24 protein-coding genes and 1 pseudogene are annotated in these 20,434 nt (G+C 58.0%); 22 read left to right on the top strand and 3 right to left on the bottom strand.

Annotation, left to right across the window (positions count from 1 at the left end; all coding sequences use genetic code 11):
* Nucleotides 1-177: 177 nt before the first annotated feature.
* The 4 genes from CKO42_RS23565 to CKO42_RS23550 all read left to right on the top strand — a co-directional run bounded on the left by CKO42_RS23565 (nucleotide 178) and on the right by CKO42_RS23550 (nucleotide 1,658).
* The gene (locus tag CKO42_RS23565; protein WP_200250155.1) at nucleotides 178-336 is read left to right on the top strand and encodes a hypothetical protein; all 159 of its coding nucleotides are present in this window, start codon (nucleotides 178-180) and stop codon (nucleotides 334-336) included.
* Between the two features lie 166 nt (nucleotides 337-502).
* Nucleotides 503-733: a type II toxin-antitoxin system Phd/YefM family antitoxin gene (locus CKO42_RS23560; RefSeq protein WP_200250153.1), complete on the top strand. Its 231-nt coding sequence runs from the start codon at nucleotides 503-505 to the stop codon at nucleotides 731-733.
* Nucleotides 734-742: 9 nt separating this feature from the next.
* The gene (locus CKO42_RS23555) at nucleotides 743-1,165 is read left to right on the top strand and encodes a PIN domain-containing protein (RefSeq protein ID WP_200250152.1); all 423 of its coding nucleotides are present in this window, start codon (nucleotides 743-745) and stop codon (nucleotides 1,163-1,165) included.
* A gap of 121 nt (nucleotides 1,166-1,286) precedes the next feature.
* Nucleotides 1,287-1,658 (top strand): hypothetical protein, encoded by a 372-nt coding sequence (locus CKO42_RS23550; protein WP_200250135.1) that lies wholly within the window; start codon nucleotides 1,287-1,289, stop codon nucleotides 1,656-1,658.
* Nucleotides 1,659-1,694: 36 nt separating this feature from the next.
* On the opposite strand, the gene CKO42_RS23545 is transcribed toward CKO42_RS23550, so the two are convergent.
* Nucleotides 1,695-2,078: a flagellar protein FlaG gene (locus tag CKO42_RS23545; protein WP_200250133.1), complete on the bottom strand. Its 384-nt coding sequence runs from the start codon at nucleotides 2,076-2,078 to the stop codon at nucleotides 1,695-1,697.
* 338 nt (nucleotides 2,079-2,416) lie between these two features.
* Here CKO42_RS23545 and CKO42_RS26970 point away from each other — a divergent pair, with 338 nt between their 5' ends.
* The 17 genes and pseudogenes from CKO42_RS26970 to CKO42_RS23455 all read left to right on the top strand — a co-directional run bounded on the left by CKO42_RS26970 (nucleotide 2,417) and on the right by CKO42_RS23455 (nucleotide 18,386).
* Nucleotides 2,417-4,093 (top strand): flagellin N-terminal helical domain-containing protein, encoded by a 1,677-nt coding sequence (locus CKO42_RS26970; protein WP_207148812.1) that lies wholly within the window; start codon nucleotides 2,417-2,419, stop codon nucleotides 4,091-4,093.
* A 188-nt stretch (nucleotides 4,094-4,281) separates the two neighbouring features.
* Nucleotides 4,282-7,257, top strand: a complete 2,976-nt coding sequence (locus tag CKO42_RS23530) for an O-linked N-acetylglucosamine transferase, SPINDLY family protein (protein WP_200250131.1) — start codon at nucleotides 4,282-4,284, stop codon at nucleotides 7,255-7,257.
* Nucleotides 7,258-7,297: 40 nt separating this feature from the next.
* Nucleotides 7,298-8,032: a hypothetical protein gene (locus tag CKO42_RS23525; protein WP_200250121.1), complete on the top strand. Its 735-nt coding sequence runs from the start codon at nucleotides 7,298-7,300 to the stop codon at nucleotides 8,030-8,032.
* Nucleotides 8,032-8,454: a DUF29 domain-containing protein gene (locus tag CKO42_RS23520; RefSeq protein ID WP_200250119.1), complete on the top strand. Its 423-nt coding sequence runs from the start codon at nucleotides 8,032-8,034 to the stop codon at nucleotides 8,452-8,454. The genes CKO42_RS23525 and CKO42_RS23520 overlap by 1 nt, the downstream gene beginning before the upstream one ends.
* 20 nt (nucleotides 8,455-8,474) lie before the next feature.
* On the top strand, nucleotides 8,475-10,091 hold the full coding sequence (locus CKO42_RS23515; protein WP_200250116.1) for a glycosyltransferase family 2 protein: 1,617 nt from the start codon (nucleotides 8,475-8,477) through the stop codon (nucleotides 10,089-10,091).
* A gap of 4 nt (nucleotides 10,092-10,095) precedes the next feature.
* Nucleotides 10,096-10,869: a glucose-1-phosphate cytidylyltransferase gene (gene rfbF / locus CKO42_RS23510; RefSeq protein ID WP_200250114.1), complete on the top strand. Its 774-nt coding sequence runs from the start codon at nucleotides 10,096-10,098 to the stop codon at nucleotides 10,867-10,869.
* The gene (gene rfbG / locus CKO42_RS23505; protein WP_200250103.1) at nucleotides 10,851-11,930 is read left to right on the top strand and encodes a CDP-glucose 4,6-dehydratase; all 1,080 of its coding nucleotides are present in this window, start codon (nucleotides 10,851-10,853) and stop codon (nucleotides 11,928-11,930) included. Before rfbF ends, rfbG begins: the two co-directional genes overlap by 19 nt.
* 17 nt (nucleotides 11,931-11,947) lie before the next feature.
* Nucleotides 11,948-12,532, top strand: coding sequence for a dTDP-4-dehydrorhamnose 3,5-epimerase family protein (locus CKO42_RS23500; protein ID WP_200250092.1), 585 nt, complete (start codon nucleotides 11,948-11,950; stop codon nucleotides 12,530-12,532).
* Nucleotides 12,529-13,752, top strand: a complete 1,224-nt coding sequence (locus CKO42_RS23495) for a class I SAM-dependent methyltransferase (RefSeq protein ID WP_200250090.1) — start codon at nucleotides 12,529-12,531, stop codon at nucleotides 13,750-13,752. Before CKO42_RS23500 ends, CKO42_RS23495 begins: the two co-directional genes overlap by 4 nt.
* A gap of 54 nt (nucleotides 13,753-13,806) precedes the next feature.
* A complete protein-coding gene (locus CKO42_RS23490) occupies nucleotides 13,807-14,046 on the top strand; it encodes a hypothetical protein (protein ID WP_200250087.1) in 240 nt (79 codons plus the stop codon).
* A complete protein-coding gene (locus tag CKO42_RS23485; RefSeq protein WP_200250085.1) occupies nucleotides 14,043-14,435 on the top strand; it encodes a type II toxin-antitoxin system VapC family toxin in 393 nt (130 codons plus the stop codon). The genes CKO42_RS23490 and CKO42_RS23485 overlap by 4 nt, the downstream gene beginning before the upstream one ends.
* 5 nt (nucleotides 14,436-14,440) lie before the next feature.
* Nucleotides 14,441-14,713, top strand: a complete 273-nt coding sequence (locus tag CKO42_RS23480; protein WP_200250083.1) for a DegT/DnrJ/EryC1/StrS family aminotransferase — start codon at nucleotides 14,441-14,443, stop codon at nucleotides 14,711-14,713.
* Nucleotides 14,713-15,852, top strand: a complete 1,140-nt coding sequence (locus tag CKO42_RS23475) for a DegT/DnrJ/EryC1/StrS family aminotransferase (RefSeq protein ID WP_200250080.1) — start codon at nucleotides 14,713-14,715, stop codon at nucleotides 15,850-15,852. Before CKO42_RS23480 ends, CKO42_RS23475 begins: the two co-directional genes overlap by 1 nt.
* The gene (locus CKO42_RS23470) at nucleotides 15,849-16,505 is read left to right on the top strand and encodes a GNAT family N-acetyltransferase (RefSeq protein WP_200250078.1); all 657 of its coding nucleotides are present in this window, start codon (nucleotides 15,849-15,851) and stop codon (nucleotides 16,503-16,505) included. The genes CKO42_RS23475 and CKO42_RS23470 overlap by 4 nt, the downstream gene beginning before the upstream one ends.
* A gap of 49 nt (nucleotides 16,506-16,554) precedes the next feature.
* Nucleotides 16,555-17,316: a cephalosporin hydroxylase family protein gene (locus CKO42_RS23465; RefSeq protein WP_200250065.1), complete on the top strand. Its 762-nt coding sequence runs from the start codon at nucleotides 16,555-16,557 to the stop codon at nucleotides 17,314-17,316.
* A gap of 32 nt (nucleotides 17,317-17,348) precedes the next feature.
* Nucleotides 17,349-17,750 (top strand): annotated as a pseudogene (locus tag CKO42_RS23460) (CmcI family methyltransferase); the annotation flags it as partial.
* Between the two features lie 150 nt (nucleotides 17,751-17,900).
* Nucleotides 17,901-18,386, top strand: coding sequence for a protein kinase family protein (locus CKO42_RS23455; protein WP_200250063.1), 486 nt, complete (start codon nucleotides 17,901-17,903; stop codon nucleotides 18,384-18,386).
* Between the two features lie 338 nt (nucleotides 18,387-18,724).
* Here CKO42_RS23455 and CKO42_RS23450 read toward each other — a convergent pair whose 3' ends face one another.
* The gene (locus CKO42_RS23450; RefSeq protein ID WP_200250061.1) at nucleotides 18,725-19,144 is read right to left on the bottom strand and encodes a hypothetical protein; all 420 of its coding nucleotides are present in this window, start codon (nucleotides 19,142-19,144) and stop codon (nucleotides 18,725-18,727) included.
* Here CKO42_RS23450 and CKO42_RS23445 point away from each other — a divergent pair.
* A complete protein-coding gene (locus tag CKO42_RS23445; RefSeq protein WP_200250058.1) occupies nucleotides 19,143-19,730 on the top strand; it encodes an Rpn family recombination-promoting nuclease/putative transposase in 588 nt (195 codons plus the stop codon). The two genes, CKO42_RS23450 and CKO42_RS23445, sit on opposite strands and share 2 nt — an antisense overlap.
* A gap of 264 nt (nucleotides 19,731-19,994) precedes the next feature.
* Here CKO42_RS23445 and CKO42_RS27645 read toward each other — a convergent pair whose 3' ends face one another.
* Nucleotides 19,995-20,312 carry a hypothetical protein gene (locus CKO42_RS27645; RefSeq protein WP_242479647.1) on the bottom strand — a complete coding sequence of 106 codons (318 nt, stop codon included), beginning with the start codon at nucleotides 20,310-20,312 and terminating at the stop codon, nucleotides 19,995-19,997.
* Between the last annotated feature and the right edge of the window lie 122 nt (nucleotides 20,313-20,434).

The raw sequence follows: 20,434 nt of genomic DNA, 5'->3' as shown, positions 1-20,434 counted from the left end.
AACGACCAAGACAGCCCCTGGAAAGAAGCCCTCGAACGCTTCTTCCCCGAGTTCCTCGCGCTATGATTCCCGGCCATCCACGCCGAGATTGACTGCAACACCCCCTACCGCTCGCACGACAAAGCACCGCCGCCAAGAAGGTAAAAAGAAGGCCAAAAAGTAGGCCGCAAAGTGGGCGTGGAGGGCACTCTCCGCAAGCTCATCACCCTCAAATTCGGCGAGATACCCGAGTCGGCATCCAAGCGCCTAGAGCAAGCCGCGGACGAGCAACCGGACACCTGGGTCGAGCAGATCCTCACCGCCAACTCGCTCGACGACCTGTTCACGACAAGGTGATGACCGCACAAGCCTCAAACTCGCGCTCACCGCCGTGTGCCTGCTGACCATCCAGGCTCAACCGTGTTCCGTCCCGGGTTTCGTTGCGTCCCGGGTTTCGTTGGCCTTGTATCCAACCTGAGTTGAGGATATTCTGACCACATGGTCACTTTCTAGAGATCCTCTCATGCGACATGTGCAGGTCACTGAAGCAAAAGCGGCGTTTTCCGGGCTGCTAGCCGCCGTTGAAGCGGGCGAGACCGTTGCCATTACGCGCCGTGGGCGTGTGATCGCCCGGCTGGTGCCCGACAAGCCGATCATGGCAGCAGACGCCTTTCGACCGTTCTGGGACCATCCTGGGGAGATTGATCTGGTGGCGCCAGATGAGCGGCCACCGGAGCCGATCGCAACGCTGTAGGACACCGGGGTGCGCTATCTACTCGACACCAACATCATGATTGCGGCAATGAAGCAGGTCGCCACGGTCAAGCGCCAGCTCGAGCAAAGGCTGTTGGCCGATATGCTGCTCTCCCCGGTGGTCTTGGGCGAGCTTGAGTTCGGCGTCGAAAAGAGCGCTTATCGGGAGAAGAACGCGGCCCGTCTTGCTGAGCTCGTGGAAAGGTTGGAGCTGGTGCCGATTGATGATGGGGTCAGCCGGCGCTATGGCGAGATTCGCGTCCATCTTGAGCGCTGCGGAACCCCCATCGGCGCGAATGACCTCTGGATTGCCGCGCAAGGCTCAGCACTAGGCGCGATTGTGGTTACGGATAATCAGGAAGAGTTCAACCGCGTCCCGGGCCTGCGCACCGAGAACTGGATCAAGCGGCGAGCGGCTGACCAGAAAGTCTAAACCAATGGCCTTGAGCGCTGGCCGGCTGCCGAAGACCGCGACGAGCATATCCGCACCGAGCCACCGCAGTTCCTAAACGCCTGCCAGCCGCACCTGGGCGCTGACGGAGACAGACATCGCGATGCGCACGCTCCTCGACCCCACCAACGACTATCTGCGCGCCATCAACCTGCTGAGCTACAAATCCCGCCATGAAACCCTGGGTGTCTGGTCGCTGGATGAGCTGATCGGGTATTACGTCCTCTACCGCAAGGTCAACCTCGATGCCGAGCAGGCCCGCCATCCGCGCGACGCCTTCGGCCTCTATGCCGTCGCCACACGCTATCCCAAAGGGCTCGCGCGCAGTCACGGCCTGCAACCCACCGCCTGCGCGAGCCCAACCAAAACGGCTGCTGGACACTGCTCGAACGACTGCACCTCATCTTCCAACGCGAGGCACCCGAGATGGCCTACACCCTGCAAGACTTCATCCGCGAGACCCATGAACTGGTGATTGAAGACGCGCTCAAGCGCGACCCCGAGGCGATTCTCAAGCCTGAAGGTTCACCAAGTCACCGCGCGCGGCCTGGGTCATCTCCATGATCTTCTCCGCCATGCGCAGCACCTCCTCCGGCGGGATCTGGCGGAGCACATCGCCTGACTCGCTGTCGACAATGCGCGTGATCAGGCGCTCGCCCGGCGGCTCGCTCATCTCGAACTGCACGCCATAATTGTTCATCACCTCGTTCACCCGCTGCAGCGGCTCCTCCAGATCACTGCGGCCCGGGGCTTGATTGCTCTCCGCTTGCGCCAGCGTGCTGCCGACGCTAGGCAACGCCTGCAGCAAGCCCTCCAGGCGCTGGCGGGGGTTGAGCTGGTTGACCGGGGCGGTGTTAGGGGCGGTTTGGCTGATATCGGTGATGGCACTGGACATGGGAATGGGCTCCTTGTCAGACGGTTAGCAGAGTCGGACGCTGAATCGAAGCGCGGCCCGATCGCCGCGAAGGGGAGGGCGACGCTGCGCCCACCGAGACGTCTTCTGAAACAGGCTATCGGCCAACCGCAGCCAAACTTGAGCCTGAGCGCCCCGGACTGTGCGCTAAGTCTCGACTTGGCGCAGGCCGGCAAAAAAATTCAGCAGAACCCTCAAGACTCGCCCGCCGCAGCCGTTATTACAGTCAACGGCCAACAATGGTGCCGTTGCGACAGGCCCGGCAGCCACAAGCCGCCACCCCCCTGACGCCTTCACCACGCACTCGGAAGGAGCTAATCATGTCCGTTATCAACACTAACATTACCTCGCTGATCGCTCAGCAGAACCTGAACAAGAGCCAGAACAGCCTCACCACGGCCATGGAGCGCCTGTCCTCGGGTATGCGCATCAACAGCGCCCGTGACGACGCCGCCGGTCAGGCCATCGCCAACCGCTTCAGTTCGCAGATCAACGGTCTCAACCAGGCCGTGCGTAACTCTAACGACGGTATCTCCATCGCGCAGACCACTGAAGGCTCGTTGAACCAGATCAACGACAACCTGCAGAGCATCCGCACCCTGACCGTGCAGGCGCAGAACGGTACCAACTCCGCATCTGACCTGACCTCGATCCAGGAAGAGATTAATCAGCGTCTGTCCGAGATCGACCGCATCTCCGCAGAGACCGACTTTAACGGCACTAAGGTGCTGGCTGAGGGCGCAGGCGCGCTGCGAATCCAAGTCGGTGCCAATGATGACCAGGTTATCGATATCAACCTGACTCAAATCGATGTCTCCTCACTGAATCTATCAGGCTTCAATGTCGATGGTGTGGGTGAAGACAACACTCTGGCGACCGAGACTCAGGTTCTGGCCCAGGGATTTGTGGCCAATAACGATGCAGCATCATCCTATACCGCACAATTCAATGATCTCGCAAGTCTTGCCAACGGCAGTGTTGCACTGGGGCTAGCGCAGTTAGAAGATCAGGGAACCGTGACGAATGGCGCCACTGTTTATACGCTTGATGCTGCCACCAACACCTTTACCTTTGACGAGGTTGGGCGCGTCGATAGTGGTGGCACGCTTGCAGCGGCACTTACGCCTTCCTCGGGCGAAACCAACTTTTTGACCATTGAAGGCCCCAATGGTGACTCTGTTGATGTTAATGTCGATTCATCCGGTAATATTACTCGGGCGAATGGTGGTGAGCAGCTTTATTTCGACGCTACCGGCAACCTAACCGAGAACAACACCACAGGCGACCCGCTAGCCAATATTTCCGACGTGACAGCGTTCTTGGCGACAGATAATGCGGACGCCATGACAATTCGGAGCGGTACCGTAACCTACAGCTCGGGTAGTACTGCCACTGGATATGACGTGGATAACGACACCATCTCGGTGACCGATCTACAGGCGCAGATAGAAGACGAAGCTGACCAGTCGAGCTACGTGATCGACGTAGATGGTACCGAAACAAACGGTGCAACTTATACGTTTAGTGCTGCTGGCACTTTGCAGACTAATGCAAGCACTAACCTCTTTGTCTCCGGATTTGATTCTGAGATCATCGCTACACAGGCCACGGCAACGATCTTCCAGAACGACTCGGGCACCTTTACTGATCAGTATGCCAATCAGGTGTATGCTACGGAGAACGGCACCCTCACCTTCGATGCGGTGAGTAACTCCACGGCCACGGAAGATCCATTAGCCACACTTGATGCGGCGCTCAATCAGGTGGATTCGCTCAGATCTGAGCTCGGTGCGGTACAGAACCGGTTCACGGATGCAATCTTCAATCTGGAGACCAATGCCTTGAACCTCTCCGATGCGCGTTCACGCATCGAAGACGCCGACTATGCCAAGGAAGTCGCCAACATGACCCGGGCGCAGATCCTGCAGCAGGCCGGCACCAGCGTTCTGGCGCAGGCCAATCAGCTCCCGCAGAATGTGCTCTCGCTGTTGGGATAATCACGTTCCCAGCCTGAGTCATTGAGCGGCTAAATGCCGCAACCCTAAGGCCCCCATCCGGGGGCCTTTTTTGTCCGAGTGCGCTTACAAGTCGAGCACGACGCGTTACACTCAGGCCCTAGAGTCACCGACCGACGATCGATCATCCGCGCGACGGCGCCTAACCCTTGCGCGCGCAGAGTCCCGCCATGCCGTCTCATACCGCCCAACGTATTCCTGCCACACAACGCCAGCGCTTCGAGCGCCGCTTTCAGAAAGGCGACGATCAAGCGGCCGAGCAAGAGGCGGAAGCACTCACACGACGCTATCCGCAAGACCCCTTCGGCTGGCACGCGCTGGCCCAGGTCCGCTACCGTCAAGACCAGCCCGAGACCGCCCTGAAGGCGAGTCAACTCGCCTGTGAATTCGACGGCGCGCATCCTAAAGCGGAGCACCAGTTGCTGTTGGGCAAGATCCACTTCCAGCTGGATCAGCTCCCCGAAGCCGAACAGGCATTGACGCGAGCGGCCGAGCTGGCGCCGGATACAGCCGAGACCCAGTTGATGCTGGGCCATACCTATCATGCGCAACAGCGCGAGGACGCGGCAATCGAGGCGCTCGACAAGGCGCTCGCATTGGCTCCAACCTCAATGAATGTGCTCGCCATGCGCATCACCGTGTTCGCGCTGGCGCGGCGCTATGCCACCATGTTCCGCGACTGCGAAACGCTGATGGCGCTCAAGCCACAAGAGGCGGTCTATTACAACCTAGTCGGCACGAAATACCAAGATATTGGCGAGTACGAAACCGCCCGCACCTATTACAACGAAGCACTGCGACGCGACCCTGAATACTTTGGTGCTGCCTCCAATATTCTCACCGGCATGCATTATGATCCGGCGGTGAGTGCGCGGCAGATCTACGAGACTGCGCTCAGTTGGCAAGCGCGTTTTCCGGTGCCGCCGCAACCGCCCGAGCCTCGGGATATTCATCCGGATCGCCGCTTGCGGGTTGGCCTACTTTCCTCTGGCTTTCGCTTGCATCCGGTTGGGTACATGATCCTGCCAGGGGTCTTGAATACCAAACGGTCCAATCTCGAGTTTTATTACTATACCCTTGATCGCAAGGAAGACCTGATCACCAAGCAGCTCATGCGCACCGGGCGTTATTGGAAAGCGGTTTACAGACACAGCCATGATGAACTCGAGGCCATGCTGCGAGAGGATCAACTCGACATCCTCATCGACATGTCCGGGCATAATGATGGCAATCGGCTGCCGGTATTGGTTCGCAAGCCTGCGCCCTTGATCATCAAATGGGTGGGAGGGCAGATCAATACCACCGGACTGGAGGCGATCGACTATTTCCTCAGCGATGCTATCGAAACCCCAGCGGGAGTCGACGACTGGTATGTGGAAAAGCTCATTCGCCTGCCAGATGATTACATCTGCTACAGCATTCCGCCTTATGTTCCCCAGACCTTTTTCCCTGACCCGAATGAGCTGCCCGCGCTGAGCAACGGCTATCTCACACTGGGGTGCCTGAACAACCCGACCAAGCTCAACCCTGAGCTGCTCACGCATTGGGGTCGCCTCATGCAAGCCCTGCCGGGCAGCCATCTGCTGCTCAAGAGTGGCCAATACGAGGACGAGGACTTCTGTCAGCGCATCCGAGATCGCCTCGCCGAGCATGGGATCGGCCCCGAGCGCATCGAGATGGAAGGCCCGGCCAAGCAAAAAGAATTCCTCAGAACCTATCGGCGCATCGACATCGCCCTTGATCCCTGGCCCTATTCCGGCGGACTGACCACCTGCGAGGCGCTCATGATGGGGGTACCGGTGGTGACGTACCCCGGCCCCACGTTCGCCGGTCGCCACGCCGCCACCCATCTGGTCAACGCCGGCTACCCGGAATGGGTCTGCGAGAGTTGGGAGGCCTATCACCAGCGCGTGCTCGACCTCGCCGGCGATCTTGCCAAACTGGCCAGCATCCGGCGGCGGTTGCGCCAACGGGTGACGGCCTCTCCTCTCTGCGATGGCCTACGTTTTGCCGAAAATCTTGATGGTGCCTTGCGCGCCGTTTGGCAGCGCTATTGTGAAGGCAAGACACCGGCCGCGTTGACCTTTACTGCTCAGGGTGAATGTCAATTTGAGAACGAGGCCACGCCGGTCGCGCTGCAACACCCGCAGTCGTATCTCACACCCCGCGCGCTTGCCGAGCGCCGTTTCAACTGGCAATTGCCAGGTAAGCTGGTGGCGGTCGACAACCGCGCCAAACTGCTGCGCGAGGAGGGGATCGACACATTGTTGAAGCTCGATGCCTTCGGCATCATCGCCTTCGACCCCGGCAGCTTAGTCGAGCAACCCGAGCGTTTTGCCAACAGCGCCGATGTGCAGTTGGTCCCACACGCGCTACTCGGCGACGGACAGCCCGCGACCCTGCATGCCTGCCTGGACCCGGCGCTGAGCAGCCCGCTCGAGCCGCTGCCGGTGGCGCAGTTGCCTCCGAGCATAGGTCAAGGTGCGCAAGTGCTCGCCAAGCTGCCGATCAGCACCGTCGCGCTGAACAGCATCGCTGGGCTGGAGAGTCTGGACTGGCTGATCCTTGATCATCTGAGTGATGCCAATGCGATTCTCGAGAACGGCGATCAAGCATTGAAAGACAGTCTGCTGATCCAAGTGCGTATCGCCTTTCAGCCCACCCACCAGCGCCAACCCAACCTGGCCGAATTGCAGCACTGGACGGCACGCCATGGCTTTCGCTTCTATCGATTCAATGATCTGACCTATGAGAGTCATCTACCTGCGCGCGAGGAGCTGATCAAGACCCAAGGCAGCGAACTGATTGGCGCCGACGTGCTTTTCCTGCCTAGCTTAGAGCGCATGGCCATGCTCAGCGACGCCCAGCGCCTGAAACTCGCCTTCTTGCTGCATACGGTGTTCAACGTCCGTGACCTCAGTTATGCGCTGCTGGCCGAGGTAGATGACGACAAGGCTGAGGATTACCTGCTCGCACAGGGGATGGTAAAGGCGCCTGAACCCGCAGCGGAGCTCGAATCGGAACCAACCACTAAGACCGAGGCGCTTGCTGACCCGGAGCGCTCGGACTTGGATACGGGCGATAAGCCGGCGTCCTCATCAGCGACAGCAGAGGCCGATGATGCCGACGAATTCATCTTCGAGTAACACTCGCACCTAACACCCCAGCAGAACGCCAGAGCAAACCGTGCAGCCCCACTGGACCCTTAACCTCAAGAACGGCCTCAAGGTCAACGTCCCGGCCGACCTCGACAACCCGGTCACCCTGACCCTGCTCGAGCTTGAAGACTGGCCCGAGCCGGAAGTCGCCTTCTGCTGCCAACTCGCCCAGCCCGGCCTGCGCCTGCTCGATGCCGACACCGGCTATGGCCTCTACGCGCTGAGCCTCGCCCAAGCCCTGCAAGGGCAGGGCAGGGTGCTCGCGCTCAACCCCGACCCGCTGTTCGCCCGCAGCGTCGCCGATAACGGCCTGCAAGCGGTGATACACACCGAGGCTGAGGCCCAAGCGCACAGCGACCACCGCCAACCCGCCGCCGCCTTCGACCTGATCCGCCTCGGCGCCAGCACCCCGCTCGACCCCCGCTGGCTGCAACAGGCCGACCCGCTGTTCCTGCTACCTAGCGACAGCGTTGCCCTGGCCGACCTGCAAGCCGCTGGCCTCAGCCTCTACCGACTGATCCCGGCCCTGAATGCCTTAGTCGCGCTGCAGGAGGCTCCCGCCGCCAACGGCCCCCGAAACGCAAGCCCCGACCTGCACACAAACGCGGATGCCAACGGCAACACCGACGCCAACGCCAACGCCAACGGTGAAACCGAACCCAGCGCACAATCAGCGCTGGAAAAACCGGCTACACTTTTTGCCTGCAACGCCACCCGCGCTCGTTGGCTGCGCGAACAAGGGCGGCTGATCCGTCCCGCCTGATGACGATGACGCGCCCTAGTGACCATCAACCGCTTCCCGTCCCGACCATGCACAGTCAACTGCGCGAAACCGACGACACCGCTGCCGCCTACGACGCCGATTACTATCTCTGGCTGCAAGCGACACGCAGCAAACTCGCGCGTCGTGACTTTGCCAGTGTTGACCACATGCACCTGCTCGCCCACCTCCTAGCACCCCGCAGCGGCAACCACTGGCGAGCCGAGGTGGCCAGCTTTCGCAAACAGATCCGCGACGAACTGGACGACAGTCCGAGCTTAAGGGCCTACCTCAACGACATCTATGAAGCCTGCTACACCGACGCCCGAGACATCGCCGCAGCGCGATCGCAACAGCCGCTGAGTGCGTTTCCTGAACGGCCGCAGCGGCCGCTCGAGCAGGTTCTCAACCCGCTGTCCTCTTGATGCACTCCAACAGGCCCGCCATGCCCCCCGCAGACCCCCTCTGGCCGCAAGCGCTCGCCCGCTACCCCTTCGCCACCGCGCTACTCCCAGTCTGGCGCGAGCATGCCGCTGACCTACCTGCCGACTACCAAGCTGCGCTCGACGCCGCGCTGATTGCCTTCGACCCCGAGCGCCCGCTCGATGAGCGCTATCGGCGCCTCATCGAAAGCCGTGATCGCCTCGCAGCGCTCGCGGCAGACGGCGATGCACAGATCGCAACCCAACTCCTACGCATCCGTGCACATCGCGCCTGTGGCGAGCCAGACACCGCGCGACAGCTCAACGAGGCGCTGCTGCAACGGATACAGGCGCACGATGCCAGCAAGGCGCAGAACGCGCCGGAGTTCGATCGCCCTTTCCTGCCAGCGCTGGAGTCCTTTGACCAATGCGCGATCAACAACCCGCAAGACGACCTGGCTGGCTGGCTCACCGCCCTCGCGCTGGATACCGCCGCTGAACTCAACGCCTCCAGCCGCCACGCCCAGCCAGCACAGCACCTGTCGCGCTTGGCGCAACGGCGCAAGCTGCCTTGCGCGAGCATTGAGCGCGAACGCATGCTGGCGCTGGCAGCGCTTCGGCTTGGAAAGAAGGTCACCATTAAGCCGGAAGCGCAACTCGTCGAACAAAGCCTCAATGCGCCGCTTTGGCTTGAACTTGGTCAAATGAATCAAGTCTCACGATCGGCGGCATCAATCGGGTCGCGGTCAAAAAGAGCCACGGTGATTTATGATCCAGAGCGACTTCAGAGTAAACAGCGGACCTACAAGCTCTGCGTAGGCGTTCCGGTCTATAACGAAGAAAACTATATTCAGGAGACGATTCGCTCGCTGAAGATTCAAGACATTGATGATGTTAAATTCTTGATTTCTAATAATTGCTCAACGGATAGGACGCTGGAGATTATTCAGGACGAAGTGGCCGGCGACGAGCGCTTCGAGATTTTTCAACAGCCGACCAATGTGGGGGGGGGGGATAACTTCGTTTTTCTTTTTGAAAATAGTAGATCAGAGTTATTTATGTGGCTTGGCGCCCACGACTACTTATCTGCACACTATTTAAAGACGGTTACTGATAGGCTTGATGCTGACGCTTCTTTGTCTATGGTTTGTGGGTATCCTTATGCCGTAATTGACGGATCGGAAGACAAAAAGATCGTCGAGTCTGCACTCTATAATTTCAACCAAGATGATGCATTACAGCGATATTTGCAGTCTATCGTTCGACTCGCCAATTGTACAATATTTCACTCGGTTTTCCCGAGAAAGTATCTCGCTGATGCCGAATTCCGAAAAACAATATCATGGGATCATGTTTTGATTAGCCGTTTGCTTTCGTTTGGGAAGCTACAGCAGCTTGAAGAGGTTCGCTATTATCGGCGCTATTTTCGCAGCCGTAAGGAGACCCAAGATGAGCGCTTCACTGGAGAGCAGGGTTTAATGCTTGATCGGCGCGACTTCTACCAATATTACCTCGATGATCTTTCAAAGCTGTACAAAAGCCGCCTCTTCAAGCCAAAGCGGCCGCTTAAAGCCTTGCAAAGCCAGGTCAAAGACCTACTAAAACGCCGATGGGAAGGGCAAGCGCAAGCCGCTCACTAATCCGATGAAATGCCTTCTCTTAGCCGGTGGTCTCGGAACCCGTATTTCCGAAGAAACACATCTCAAGCCGAAGCCCATGATCGAAATTGGCGGTAGGCCGATTCTTTGGCATATCATGAAGCTCTATTCTGCGCATGGTGTGAATGAATTCGTGATCTGTTGTGGCTATAAAGGCTATTTGATAAAGGAGTATTTTGCAAATTATTTTTTGCACATGTCAGATGTCACCTTTGACATGATGACCAATGCCATGGAAGTGCATCACAAGCATGCGGAGCCATGGCGTGTAACGCTGGTTGATACTGGCGAAGAGACGCTCACCGGTGGACGTTTACATCGAGCGCGCGAGTATATTGAGCATGACGAGGCGTTTTGCTTTACCTACGGCGATGGTCTCAGTGATGTCGATATCGGTGCATTGATCCGTTTCCATCAAGCTCACGGCAAACTGGCAACCGTGACCGCAGTACAGCCGCCAGGGCGTTATGGCGCACTCCAATGCAACGGTCGCCAGGTCACTGGCTTCACCGAAAAACCCCGGGGCGATGGCGGCCTGATTAACGGTGGCTTCTTCGTCCTCTCGCCACGCTGTCTGGATCTCATCGACGGAGATCAGACCTCTTGGGAGAGCAAGCCGTTAGAAACGCTCGCCAGAGAGGGCCAGCTCATGGCCTTTGAGCATCGCGGATTCTGGCAGCCGATGGATACCTTGCGAGATAAGAATCATCTCGAATCGCTTTGGGACCGTGGAGAAGCGCCATGGAAGATCTGGAGCTAACCTTCTGGTCAGGCAAACGGGTTCTGCTCACCGGCCATACCGGCTTCAAAGGCGGCTGGCTCGCGCTCTGGCTTTATCGGCTGGGCGCTCAGTTGACCGGCATCGGACTCGGACCCGCCACCGAGCCAAATCTCTATCAGCTTGCTGGGATCATGGATCTCTGCGACAGCCACATCCAGGATGTTCGAGACGCCGAGGGCTTGGCGGAACGGGTCCGCCGCGCCGATCCAGAAGTCGTGTTCCATCTTGCCGCGCAGCCGCTGGTGCGCGCTAGCTACCGCGATCCGCTCGGCACCTTTGCGACCAATATCCAAGGGACTGCCAACCTGCTCAATGCGCTGCGTGGTCTCCCCAGCCTGCGCGTTGTCGTCGCGATCACAACCGATAAGGTCTATCGGAACAACGAACAGCCCTTTCCCTACCGCGAGACGGACCCACTCGGGGGGCATGACCCGTACAGCGCAAGCAAGGCTGCGGCGGAACTGGTGATCGCCAGTTACCGCGCAGCGTTCCTCAGCGAGCAGGGCGTTGCCGTTGCTACGGCCCGCGCGGGCAACGTCATCGGTGGGGGTGACTGGTCAGAAGACCGCTTGATCCCCGACGCTGTGCGCGCTTGGAGCAGTGAGACCCCGTTGCAGGTTCGCCGCCCTGAGGCCACCCGACCCTGGCAGCATGTCCTCGAGCCCCTGAACGGTTACCTCCGGCTCGCCGAACAACTCTGGCACCAGCCCGCACTGGCCGATGCCTACAACTTCGGCCCAGCGACGCATGAAGCCGCCAGCGTTCGCCAGGTCATCAGCCAGGCCCGTGATCTGTTCCAGCGCGGGGAGATCCAATGGAGAGACGGCACCCAAGGACCGCATGAAGCCGGTTGGCTGGCGTTGGAGATCGCCAAGGCGCGTCAGTGTCTCGGCGTGCATCCGCGCTGGACGCTGCAAGAGAGTCTTCAGCGCACCATGCACTGGTATCGCCGGCAAGCCGATGGCGAATCAGCGGGCGAGCTTTGTGCGCAGGATATCGCTGCTTTTCAGGCGGCTGCGTCCAGCCGCCGTAACGCATAACCGATGGCCGATCCCCCATGTCGCGTTTCAGCATCCGCCCAACAGCGATTCAAGGGTTGAGCCTCATCCAACACCACCCCCTCGGCGATGAGCGCGGCTACCTTGAGCGCCTGTTCTGCACCCAAGAGCTGCAAGCCATCATCGGCCAGCGCGCTATCCTGCAGATCAACCATACCTTCACCGCCAAGGCCAGCACCTTGCGCGGTCTGCACTTCCAGCACCCACCACATGCCGAGATGAAACTGGTCAGCTGCCTTCGCGGCGAGGTCTTCGATATCGCCGTCGACCTACGCCAAGGCTCGCCAACCTTCCTGCACTGGCACGCCGAGCACCTCAGCGCCTACAACCATCGCACCCTCGCCATCCCCGAAGGCTTCGCCCACGGCTTTCAGACGCTCACGGCCGACTGCGAGCTGCTCTACCTGCACACCGCCGCCTATCAGCCGGATGCCGAAGATGGCCTCAACGCCCTCGATCCCACGCTCGCCATCCACTGGCCTCTGCCGATCAGCGAACGCTCCGCGCGCGATCAAGCCCATGCGCCCATCACCGCCGCCTTCATCGGACTCGACGCCGGGCTTGACGCTGGACAGAACCCATGAACTGCCGCCACTGCCAAACCCCGCTGCGCCTCGTCTTCCTCGACCTCGGCTACGCGCCGCCGTCCAACGCCTACCTCAGCGAAGCTGACCTGCGCCGCCCGGAGATCACCTATCCGCTCAAGCTCTTCGTCTGCGACCACTGCTGGCTGGTGCAAACCCAAGACTTCGTCGCCGCCGACGCGCTCTTCACCAGCGACTACGCCTACTTCTCCTCCACCTCCAGCAGCTGGCTCCAGCACGCCGCCGACTACAGCGCCATGATCCGCCAGCGCCTCGGCCTCAATGCCGACAGCCTGGTCATCGAAGTCGCCGCCAACGACGGCTACCTACTGCGTAATGTCGTCCAAGCCGGCATCCCCTGTCTCGGTATCGAGCCCACCGACGCCACCGCCGCCGCGGCCGAAGCCCAGGGCATCCCCATCCTGCGCCAGTTCTTCGGCACCGCCCTCGGTCAGGAACTCGCCGCCCAAGGCCGTCAAGCCGACCTCATCATCGGCAACAACGTCTACGCCCACGTACCAGACATCAACGACTTCACCGCTGGCCTCAAGGCTGCGCTCAAGCCCAGCGGCACCGTCACGCTGGAGTTCCCGCACCTGCTGCAGCTGATCGCCCACAACCAGTTCGACACCGTCTACCACGAGCATTTTTCCTACCTCTCGCTGCACGCGGTCCAGCGCATCCTCCAAGCCCATGAGCTGCGCCTCTGGGATGTCGAACAACTGCCCACCCACGGCGGCAGCCTACGCGTCTACGCCATCCACGCCGACGACCCGCGCCCCACCACGGCAGCGGTCGCCGACCTACTCGCCACCGAACAGACCCAAGGCCTGCGGGATCTCGCCACCTATCAGGCCTTCCAACCGCGCGCCAACCGCGTCAAGAACGACCTGCTCGCGCACCTGATCGAACAACAACGCGCCGGCCGCCGCATCGCCGCCTACGGCGCCGCCGCCAAAGGCAACACCCTGCTCAACTATGCTGGCATCAAGCCCGACCTGCTACCCTATGTTTGTGATGCCGCCCCGGCCAAGCAGGGCAAGTATCTGCCCGGTAGCCACATCCCGATCCGCCCGCCCGCAGCGCTGCGCGATGAGCCGCCGGATGAGGTGCTGATCCTGCCCTGGAATATTGCAGAGGAGGTAAAGGCGCAGTTGGCTGATCTAGCCGAGCAGGGCACTCGCTTCGTGAGCGCAGTCCCGTCACTCAACATCAGCTAGCAAGGTGAGGCCGACTTCAGCCGGCCTCATCAATCTCAACAAGAGGGGATATCCATGCAAGTCATCGAATTTGAAACCACGGCTCAGCACCAAGCGATCCAGCTCCCACGGGGAGTGCCGGATGGCGTGAATTTGCGCGTCCTCGTTTTGCTGGAAGAGCAGCCAGCGTTAGCAACAGTCGGCACCCACAAGGAACCCAATCGACCCGCCCCACAGCTAGCCGGATCAGTCAACATGACGGATGATCTCATCGCACCTGCTGCCCCGGAGAGCGATTGGAACGCGCTGCAATGATGGTTCTTGACACCCACATCTGGGTCCGATGGGTCGATCCCGAGGTCAACCCACTACCATCCCGAATCCTGACGCACATTGCGGGCGCCGATCAGCTTGCCGTCAGTGCCATCACCTGCTGGGAGGTCGCCTGGCTTGAACGACGGGGTCGCCTGCAACTGCAACCCAATCTCAACGATTGGCTGGAACTCGCGTTGGCCGGCTCCGGCGTTGATTGTTTGCCGGTGACCCGCGCCGTGGCTGTTCGTGCGGCTCAATTGCCTGAACATCATCGCGACCCGGCGGATCGCCTGATTCTCGCGACCGCCATTGAACAACAGGCGACATTGGTGAGTCTGGATGCCGCCTTCGATGCCTACAAAGAACACATCAGGATGCTGCTCCAATAAGCAAGATGACCCCCCGCATCCCGCGCACCTTGCCCTCCATCACCGAACTGGAGGTCCGCTACGTCACTGACGCCGCCGCCAACGGCTGGGGCGAGCGCTGCTACGACTACATCCACCGCTTTGAAGACGCCTTCAAAGCCCACCTTGGCGTTGACTACGCCATCGCCACCTCCAGCTGCACCGGCGCCCTACACATGGGTATGGCCGCGCTCGGCATCGGCCCTGGCGACGAGGTTATCCTGGCCAATACTAACCGTATTGCAGTAGAGATTAATTAATGGAAACCATACCGGTATTTAAGCCGCTAATTGAAAGTGAAGAAATTGCAGCAGCTGTAGAATCACTTGAACTCGGATGGCTCGGCATGGGCAGCTATGTCAAGCAATTTGAAGAAGCTGTTGCATCAGTATGTCAGCTTAAACCGGAAGACGACCTGCATGTTGTAGCAGTAAGCACCGGTCATGCTGCACTACATTTATCGCTGCTAATGATGGGTGTTGGGCCGGGCGATGAGGTTATCACCCCTTCATTTAATAATGCTGCTGATTTTCAGGCCATTAAAGCTTGTGGAGCGGAACCTGTCTTCGTTGATATTGAAGAAAGAACGCTCTGCTTAGACTCAACCAAAATTGAAGAGCTCATCACCGAGCGGACTAAATGCATTATTGCAATGGATTATGACATCTTTATCTGCGACCATGCTGCCATTAAAAACGTTGCGGAGCAGAATGGGATACCAGTACTGCATGATGCAGCTCACTCATTTGGGTCGTCCTACAACGGCGAGCCTGTAGGGAAACAGCATGAGTACACAATGTTCAGCTTCGACCCTGTGAAAACGATCACATGTATCGATGGCGGAGCGATTATTGTGAAAGGCGAAGAAGCCATGAAGAGGCTGCATGCAAAGCGTCTCATTGGTATGACCCAACCAGCAGCTCAGATGTACACGAACTCCAGAGCATGGACATATGACATGGAGGAGCTAGGTTTCAGGTACCACATGGCCAATCTGCACGCCGCGATTGGAGTCTCTCAGATTGCAAAGGTTAAAGAAATCCGAGAAACCCGGCAGCGGGTGTGTAAAAAGTACCATCAAGAGCTTTCCAAGCTTGATTGGATTGATGCCCCAAAAGGTAATTTTGATGCTGTTAATCCGTTCCTGTATTATATTCGCGTACTAAATGGTCAGCGTTCTGAATTACGCGAGCATATGAAGAATCAAGGGGTGGATACCGGAATTCACTGGCAAGCTGGCCATAGCTTTACATTTCTGAAAGACTGTCGACGAGGTGAGCTTGAAGTAACAGAACGTATTGTTGGCCAGATACTTTCTTTGCCTCTTCACAGCAAGATGAAAGAGGATGATGTTGAACGCGTGATTCAATCTATAGTCAACTTCAAAGTAACGCTATGAATTACCAGATCTTATTGCAGTGCCTCAAGGGTGTTGGTCTTTTTGACTTATCTTCTTTCATATTGCCCGTGCCTGGTACAGGATACGGCCTTTATCCTATTGATTGCCGAGCAGAAAACATCGATCCCGAAATCTTGGTCATGTTGACAGAGGCGAGAAATTCTAATAGAGACTCTTTTCTAACCTTCTTCACTGCGACTCCGGAAAGAACAAAAAAATGGCTTAGTGAGCAGGTTGCAGCTGATAGCACTCGAATATTATTTGCTATTAAGGAAATTCAGTCCAATGAACTGTATGGATACATGGGGCTGGCTTACGGAAATTCTGATGGCAGCCGTATTGAAGGTGATGCAATAGTCCGTCACGTAAATAAAACCGAGCCCGGCTTAATGCGGCTCGCTTTCCTGCGGTTAGTAGATTGGGCAAAAGTATCCCTAGGTATCGAGCAAATATGGCTTCGAGTCCTTTCCGACAATCCAGCTGTTGGTTTCTATCAGCGATGTGGATTTATTCCGGTTTCTGAAGTCCCACTACATGAAGTCAAAGGTTCGTCAGGCGAGATAGAGGCTTTAACTGAATCTCCAGATGCAGATAACTCAAGTGTTTCTTCTCGGACACTTACCTATATGAGATACTCTCCTTCTGGGCAGTAACGGATATATGCCAACAGCAGTCAATTAATAACAATTTCTGGGTCTTAAAATGACAGATTTTCACTACAGCAAAGCAGATTTGTGTATCACTCTTGATGACGGAAGCAAGCTTAAACTTGATGACCCAAGGGCTTTTTCGATTATCTCTGAAGCTTGGCTAAGAGCAGGTTGGGACACAAAATATGTCTACGGCTTTAGCTGGCTCGGAAGGCCGATCATCCAACTTCCTGAAGACATGCTAAGGATTCAAGAAGTCATCTATGAGGTCAAGCCTGACATCATCATAGAAACAGGTGTGGCGCACGGCGGATCGCTCATTTTCTATGCAAGCCTTTGCGCTGCAATTGGCAAGGGTCGGGTTATTGGGGTAGATATTGAAATACGGCCCCATAACAGAACCGCAATTGAGGAACATCGCTTGAGCCCCATGATCACTCTTGTAGAAGGTAGCTCAATTAGCCCGGATATTGTTTCGACAATAAAGGATCATGTTGGGTCTTCTGAGACTGTATTGGTTCTTCTTGATAGCAATCATCTGAAAGACCATGTGCTAGCAGAGCTCGAAGCCTATTCACCGCTGGTCAGTCCTGGCAGTTATATCGTCGCTTGCGATGGAATTATGAAACAAGTTGTAGGAGCCCCTAGGAGTCAAGAAGACTGGACATGGAACAATCCATTATCAGCAATCGATGAATTCTTGGAGCGCCACCCTAATTTCGAGTGTGTTGAGCCGAGTTGGCCATTCAACGAAGGTTTGATCAAAGAGCGTGTCACCTACTGGCCGAGGGCCTATTTGCAAAGGCAGTCTTGATTCGTCTGTGTTCATGGTAAAAAAACCACAACCGCGCCGCCATCGAAGCCCACCCGATGGCGAACCGCATCCAGATGATCCAAGGCTCCTCCATCGACCCCGAGATCATCGCCCGCGTGCACGCCATGACTGACGGCCACCAACGCATCCTGGTCTGCCTGGACTCCAACCACACCCACGAGCACGTCCTCGCCGAGCTGGAAGCCTACGCCCCACTGGTCACCCCCGGCAGCTACTGCGTCGTCTTCGACACCCTCATCGAGGACATGCCTGCGGACATGTTCCCCAACCGCCCCTGGGGTCCCGGCGACAACCCTAAGACCGCCGTGCACCAGTACCTCAAGACCCACCCGGAGTTCGAGATCGACAAACAGATCGACCACAAGCTGCTGATCAGCGTGGCGCCAGATGGTTATTTGAAGCGGGTCGCCTGATCCATGTCAGACGCCCATCAGCAATTCGGTGCCGCCTGCCTCGGCATCCTCCAATCAGCACCGTTTGGGAGTCTGACCAAACGTGAGTTGGAGCTGAGCCTTCTCAGAGCCGCGATCGATGCCGGGGTGATCCCTGGGCAGCCAGTCCCTTTGGCTGCGAGCCTGCAGTTATCACTCACCAAGGCCAGTGCCTATCTCACTGATCTGGCGCTTCGACAGCCGCCGCTTGCCGACGCCGAGGCCATCTCCGCCCTGACGGAGCTTCTCCGAACCTGCGAAGCGGTGACGAGCGATAAACATCTGTCGATTCCGCTTCACGACGCCGCGTTAAGGATTTGGCTGGAGCGCAAGCTGGCTGCGGAGCGACTTCACCCTGGCGAAAGCCTCCGCCATGACGTCCTCAAACTCACCCCGCGTGGTCTGTTGCGCTTGCTCGACCGTGCCGAGGGCATTTCGACGCCAGCCGAGGCGCTTGGTGAACTCGACAACGTGCTCGGCGAACCCGCTTGGCTGAAGGACGCGAAAGCCACCTGGACCACGAAGACCTCGTGGCAAGACACGTTATCGACCTTCGGCAGTGCTGCGACCATCGTGCAAGGCTTGCCGGCCCTCCTGGGTATAGCGGTCTGCGGCTAAGGGACATCAGGGGCGAAAAACGTCCGGGTACAGGCTCGAACCGGTATCGCAGGTAGATCAGGTTCGGACCACGTTAATTGGAAAACCAGGGATGTACCTCTATATGCTGCGTTCTTTTTTCCGTCTATCGGTATTTCTGTATGGTTTTTTGTAATCGTGATTTGCAGGCTATTTTGGATGAATTCCTGCAATCTAAGTATTCGCCTTATATCAGAGCACGGCGCAGTCGGTTAACGCTCAAAAGTGGTTATAGAGAGAAGTATTTCAATTTGTCTCCAAACCAAAAATTTGGTGGTCGTTCAATCAATTTTATTGTTGCTGCGGGTGGTGATTTTCAACTAGGTGCCTCTTTCGCAAAGGTTCGGGCTCGGGAGCCGGAGATCGATAGGATTATGCGAAACTTGACTGGTAATCAGCCTGTTCATGGTACCTTCAGGAATGGGACGTCCAGAATCGACACATTGAGATGCTCCTTCACTGCAAAGAGTCGATATGAAGCGGCTTACATGTTCATACGGTTCTATGATCTGACGGAAGAGATCATCAGAGATCCGTAGTGGCTTGAGCAACACGCCGAGCAGTACCTTTTCGACGAGGACCAAGGCGCCGGTATGGCAAAGCCGATTGCCAAATACGATCTTGATCGGGCCAACAAAAGTCACCTTGCGTGGGCGTCCATCATCGGCGATGGCGACTTCCCGTTCGTGCTCAACCGCTGGTTGTTCAGGCAGGCCCGATCCCGGTACAGTCGCCTCCATGGACGAGAGCAACAATCCGCATGACGTCTACTTCCGCGAGCGCTTCACCCGGCGCGAGATCGCGCAGGACTTTCTGCGCCAGCAACGGCTAGCTGAGCTGCTTGAGGTGGTGGATCTTGACAGTCTGGAGATCAGCAAGGACAGCGACGTCTCCAAAGAACTGCGCGCGTCGTATTCTGATCTGGTCTATCGGCTGAAATGGCGTGTGCCCGATCAGGCTGATCCAGCCGTACCTGAGCAGGCTAATCCGGGCGCTGCAGTTGATCTAGAAGATGCTGCAGCGACGCTCGCGCTCCACGTCTACATCCTGTTTGAGCACAAGAGCCGTCCCGACGACTGGGTCTTGCTGCAACTGCTGCGCTACATCGTGCTCCAGGGCGAGGCCGAGATTCTACTGCGCCTAATGGAGCGCACATTCGGCCCCACCGATGCCCGGCTGCGTCAGCAGATCCAAGAGGCCGATGCCGAGACCCTACTGGCCTGGTCCGAGCGCATCCTCACCGCTGAGACCCCGGAGGCGGTGTTTCATGAGTGCCGGGATCAGCGCTGCCCTTGCCCCTCGCGCAACGCCCGCGCCAGCTACTGATACTCCCGCGCCTGCTCCACGCGCCCCATCTGCTCATGGAGCACCGCCAGGTGATGCGCGGCCAGACAGCGACCACGCCCCTGCACACTGCCCTCAAGCTGAGAAAAACGAGGGACGTAACCCTCCTAGAAAGACCAGGGCACCGGGATGACACTTGAGCAAACGAGCGAAGGACTTGGCCTGCTCGATGTCGAGGGCGGAGCGGTCGGATTCGATCTCGACAAACGTCGCCAGCGGCAGCCCAACGCGCGTGGCGAACTCCTTTTAGGTCAATTCCTGAAGCTCGCGCAGGATGCGCACGGATTCCCCAGGCGAGCCCTCGATGCTGCGCGAACAAGGGCGGCTGATCCGGCCCGCCTGATGTTTTGACCGACTGGACTCCCGACCACCGGCCGTGGCTGCGAAAACCTCCGTCACAAGGTCCGACGCGCCTTCCAGCACAAAGAGATGAAGGATGTTTGCCAAGCGCTCGCCAAATGGCAGCCCAAACAGCCACCCGCACGCCTTGCTGATCGCTTTCTCCAGCCCCCGACGCCAGACATCCAGGCCGTCGCCAGTGCATTCGTCGAGCGCGAAGACCATGGCCACACAACATTGGACCACGTTTGGACCTTCTTCAGGGGCACCGATCGCAGGTTTCAGGAAGCCGACCCAAACACGCGATGCCCTGGTGATCCGCAATGATGGCCGCTGTGAGCCGCGCT

It is taken from the genome of Lamprobacter modestohalophilus (assembly GCF_016583905.1).
Classification (GTDB): domain Bacteria; phylum Pseudomonadota; class Gammaproteobacteria; order Chromatiales; family Chromatiaceae; genus Lamprobacter; species Lamprobacter modestohalophilus.
This window is presented reverse-complemented; position numbering and strand designations above follow the sequence as displayed.

Coding starts and splice junctions, on each gene's coding strand:
- CKO42_RS23560 (WP_200250153.1), top strand. CDS start 503: ATGCGACATGTGCAGGTCACTGAAGCAAAAGCGGCGTTTTCCGGGCTG.
- CKO42_RS23550 (WP_200250135.1), top strand. CDS start 1,287: ATGCGCACGCTCCTCGACCCCACCAACGACTATCTGCGCGCCATCAAC.
- CKO42_RS23545 (WP_200250133.1), bottom strand. CDS start 2,078: ATGTCCAGTGCCATCACCGATATCAGCCAAACCGCCCCTAACACCGCC.
- CKO42_RS26970 (WP_207148812.1), top strand. CDS start 2,417: ATGTCCGTTATCAACACTAACATTACCTCGCTGATCGCTCAGCAGAAC.
- CKO42_RS23530 (WP_200250131.1), top strand. CDS start 4,282: ATGCCGTCTCATACCGCCCAACGTATTCCTGCCACACAACGCCAGCGC.
- CKO42_RS23520 (WP_200250119.1), top strand. CDS start 8,032: ATGACGATGACGCGCCCTAGTGACCATCAACCGCTTCCCGTCCCGACC.
- CKO42_RS23515 (WP_200250116.1), top strand. CDS start 8,475: ATGCCCCCCGCAGACCCCCTCTGGCCGCAAGCGCTCGCCCGCTACCCC.
- rfbF (WP_200250114.1), top strand. CDS start 10,096: ATGAAATGCCTTCTCTTAGCCGGTGGTCTCGGAACCCGTATTTCCGAA.
- rfbG (WP_200250103.1), top strand. CDS start 10,851: ATGGAAGATCTGGAGCTAACCTTCTGGTCAGGCAAACGGGTTCTGCTC.
- CKO42_RS23500 (WP_200250092.1), top strand. CDS start 11,948: ATGTCGCGTTTCAGCATCCGCCCAACAGCGATTCAAGGGTTGAGCCTC.
- CKO42_RS23495 (WP_200250090.1), top strand. CDS start 12,529: ATGAACTGCCGCCACTGCCAAACCCCGCTGCGCCTCGTCTTCCTCGAC.
- CKO42_RS23490 (WP_200250087.1), top strand. CDS start 13,807: ATGCAAGTCATCGAATTTGAAACCACGGCTCAGCACCAAGCGATCCAG.
- CKO42_RS23485 (WP_200250085.1), top strand. CDS start 14,043: ATGATGGTTCTTGACACCCACATCTGGGTCCGATGGGTCGATCCCGAG.
- CKO42_RS23480 (WP_200250083.1), top strand. CDS start 14,441: ATGACCCCCCGCATCCCGCGCACCTTGCCCTCCATCACCGAACTGGAG.
- CKO42_RS23475 (WP_200250080.1), top strand. CDS start 14,713: ATGGAAACCATACCGGTATTTAAGCCGCTAATTGAAAGTGAAGAAATT.
- CKO42_RS23470 (WP_200250078.1), top strand. CDS start 15,849: ATGAATTACCAGATCTTATTGCAGTGCCTCAAGGGTGTTGGTCTTTTT.
- CKO42_RS23465 (WP_200250065.1), top strand. CDS start 16,555: ATGACAGATTTTCACTACAGCAAAGCAGATTTGTGTATCACTCTTGAT.
- CKO42_RS23445 (WP_200250058.1), top strand. CDS start 19,143: ATGGACGAGAGCAACAATCCGCATGACGTCTACTTCCGCGAGCGCTTC.
- CKO42_RS23450 (WP_200250061.1), bottom strand. CDS start 19,144: ATGGAGGCGACTGTACCGGGATCGGGCCTGCCTGAACAACCAGCGGTT.
- CKO42_RS27645 (WP_242479647.1), bottom strand. CDS start 20,312: ATGGTCTTCGCGCTCGACGAATGCACTGGCGACGGCCTGGATGTCTGG.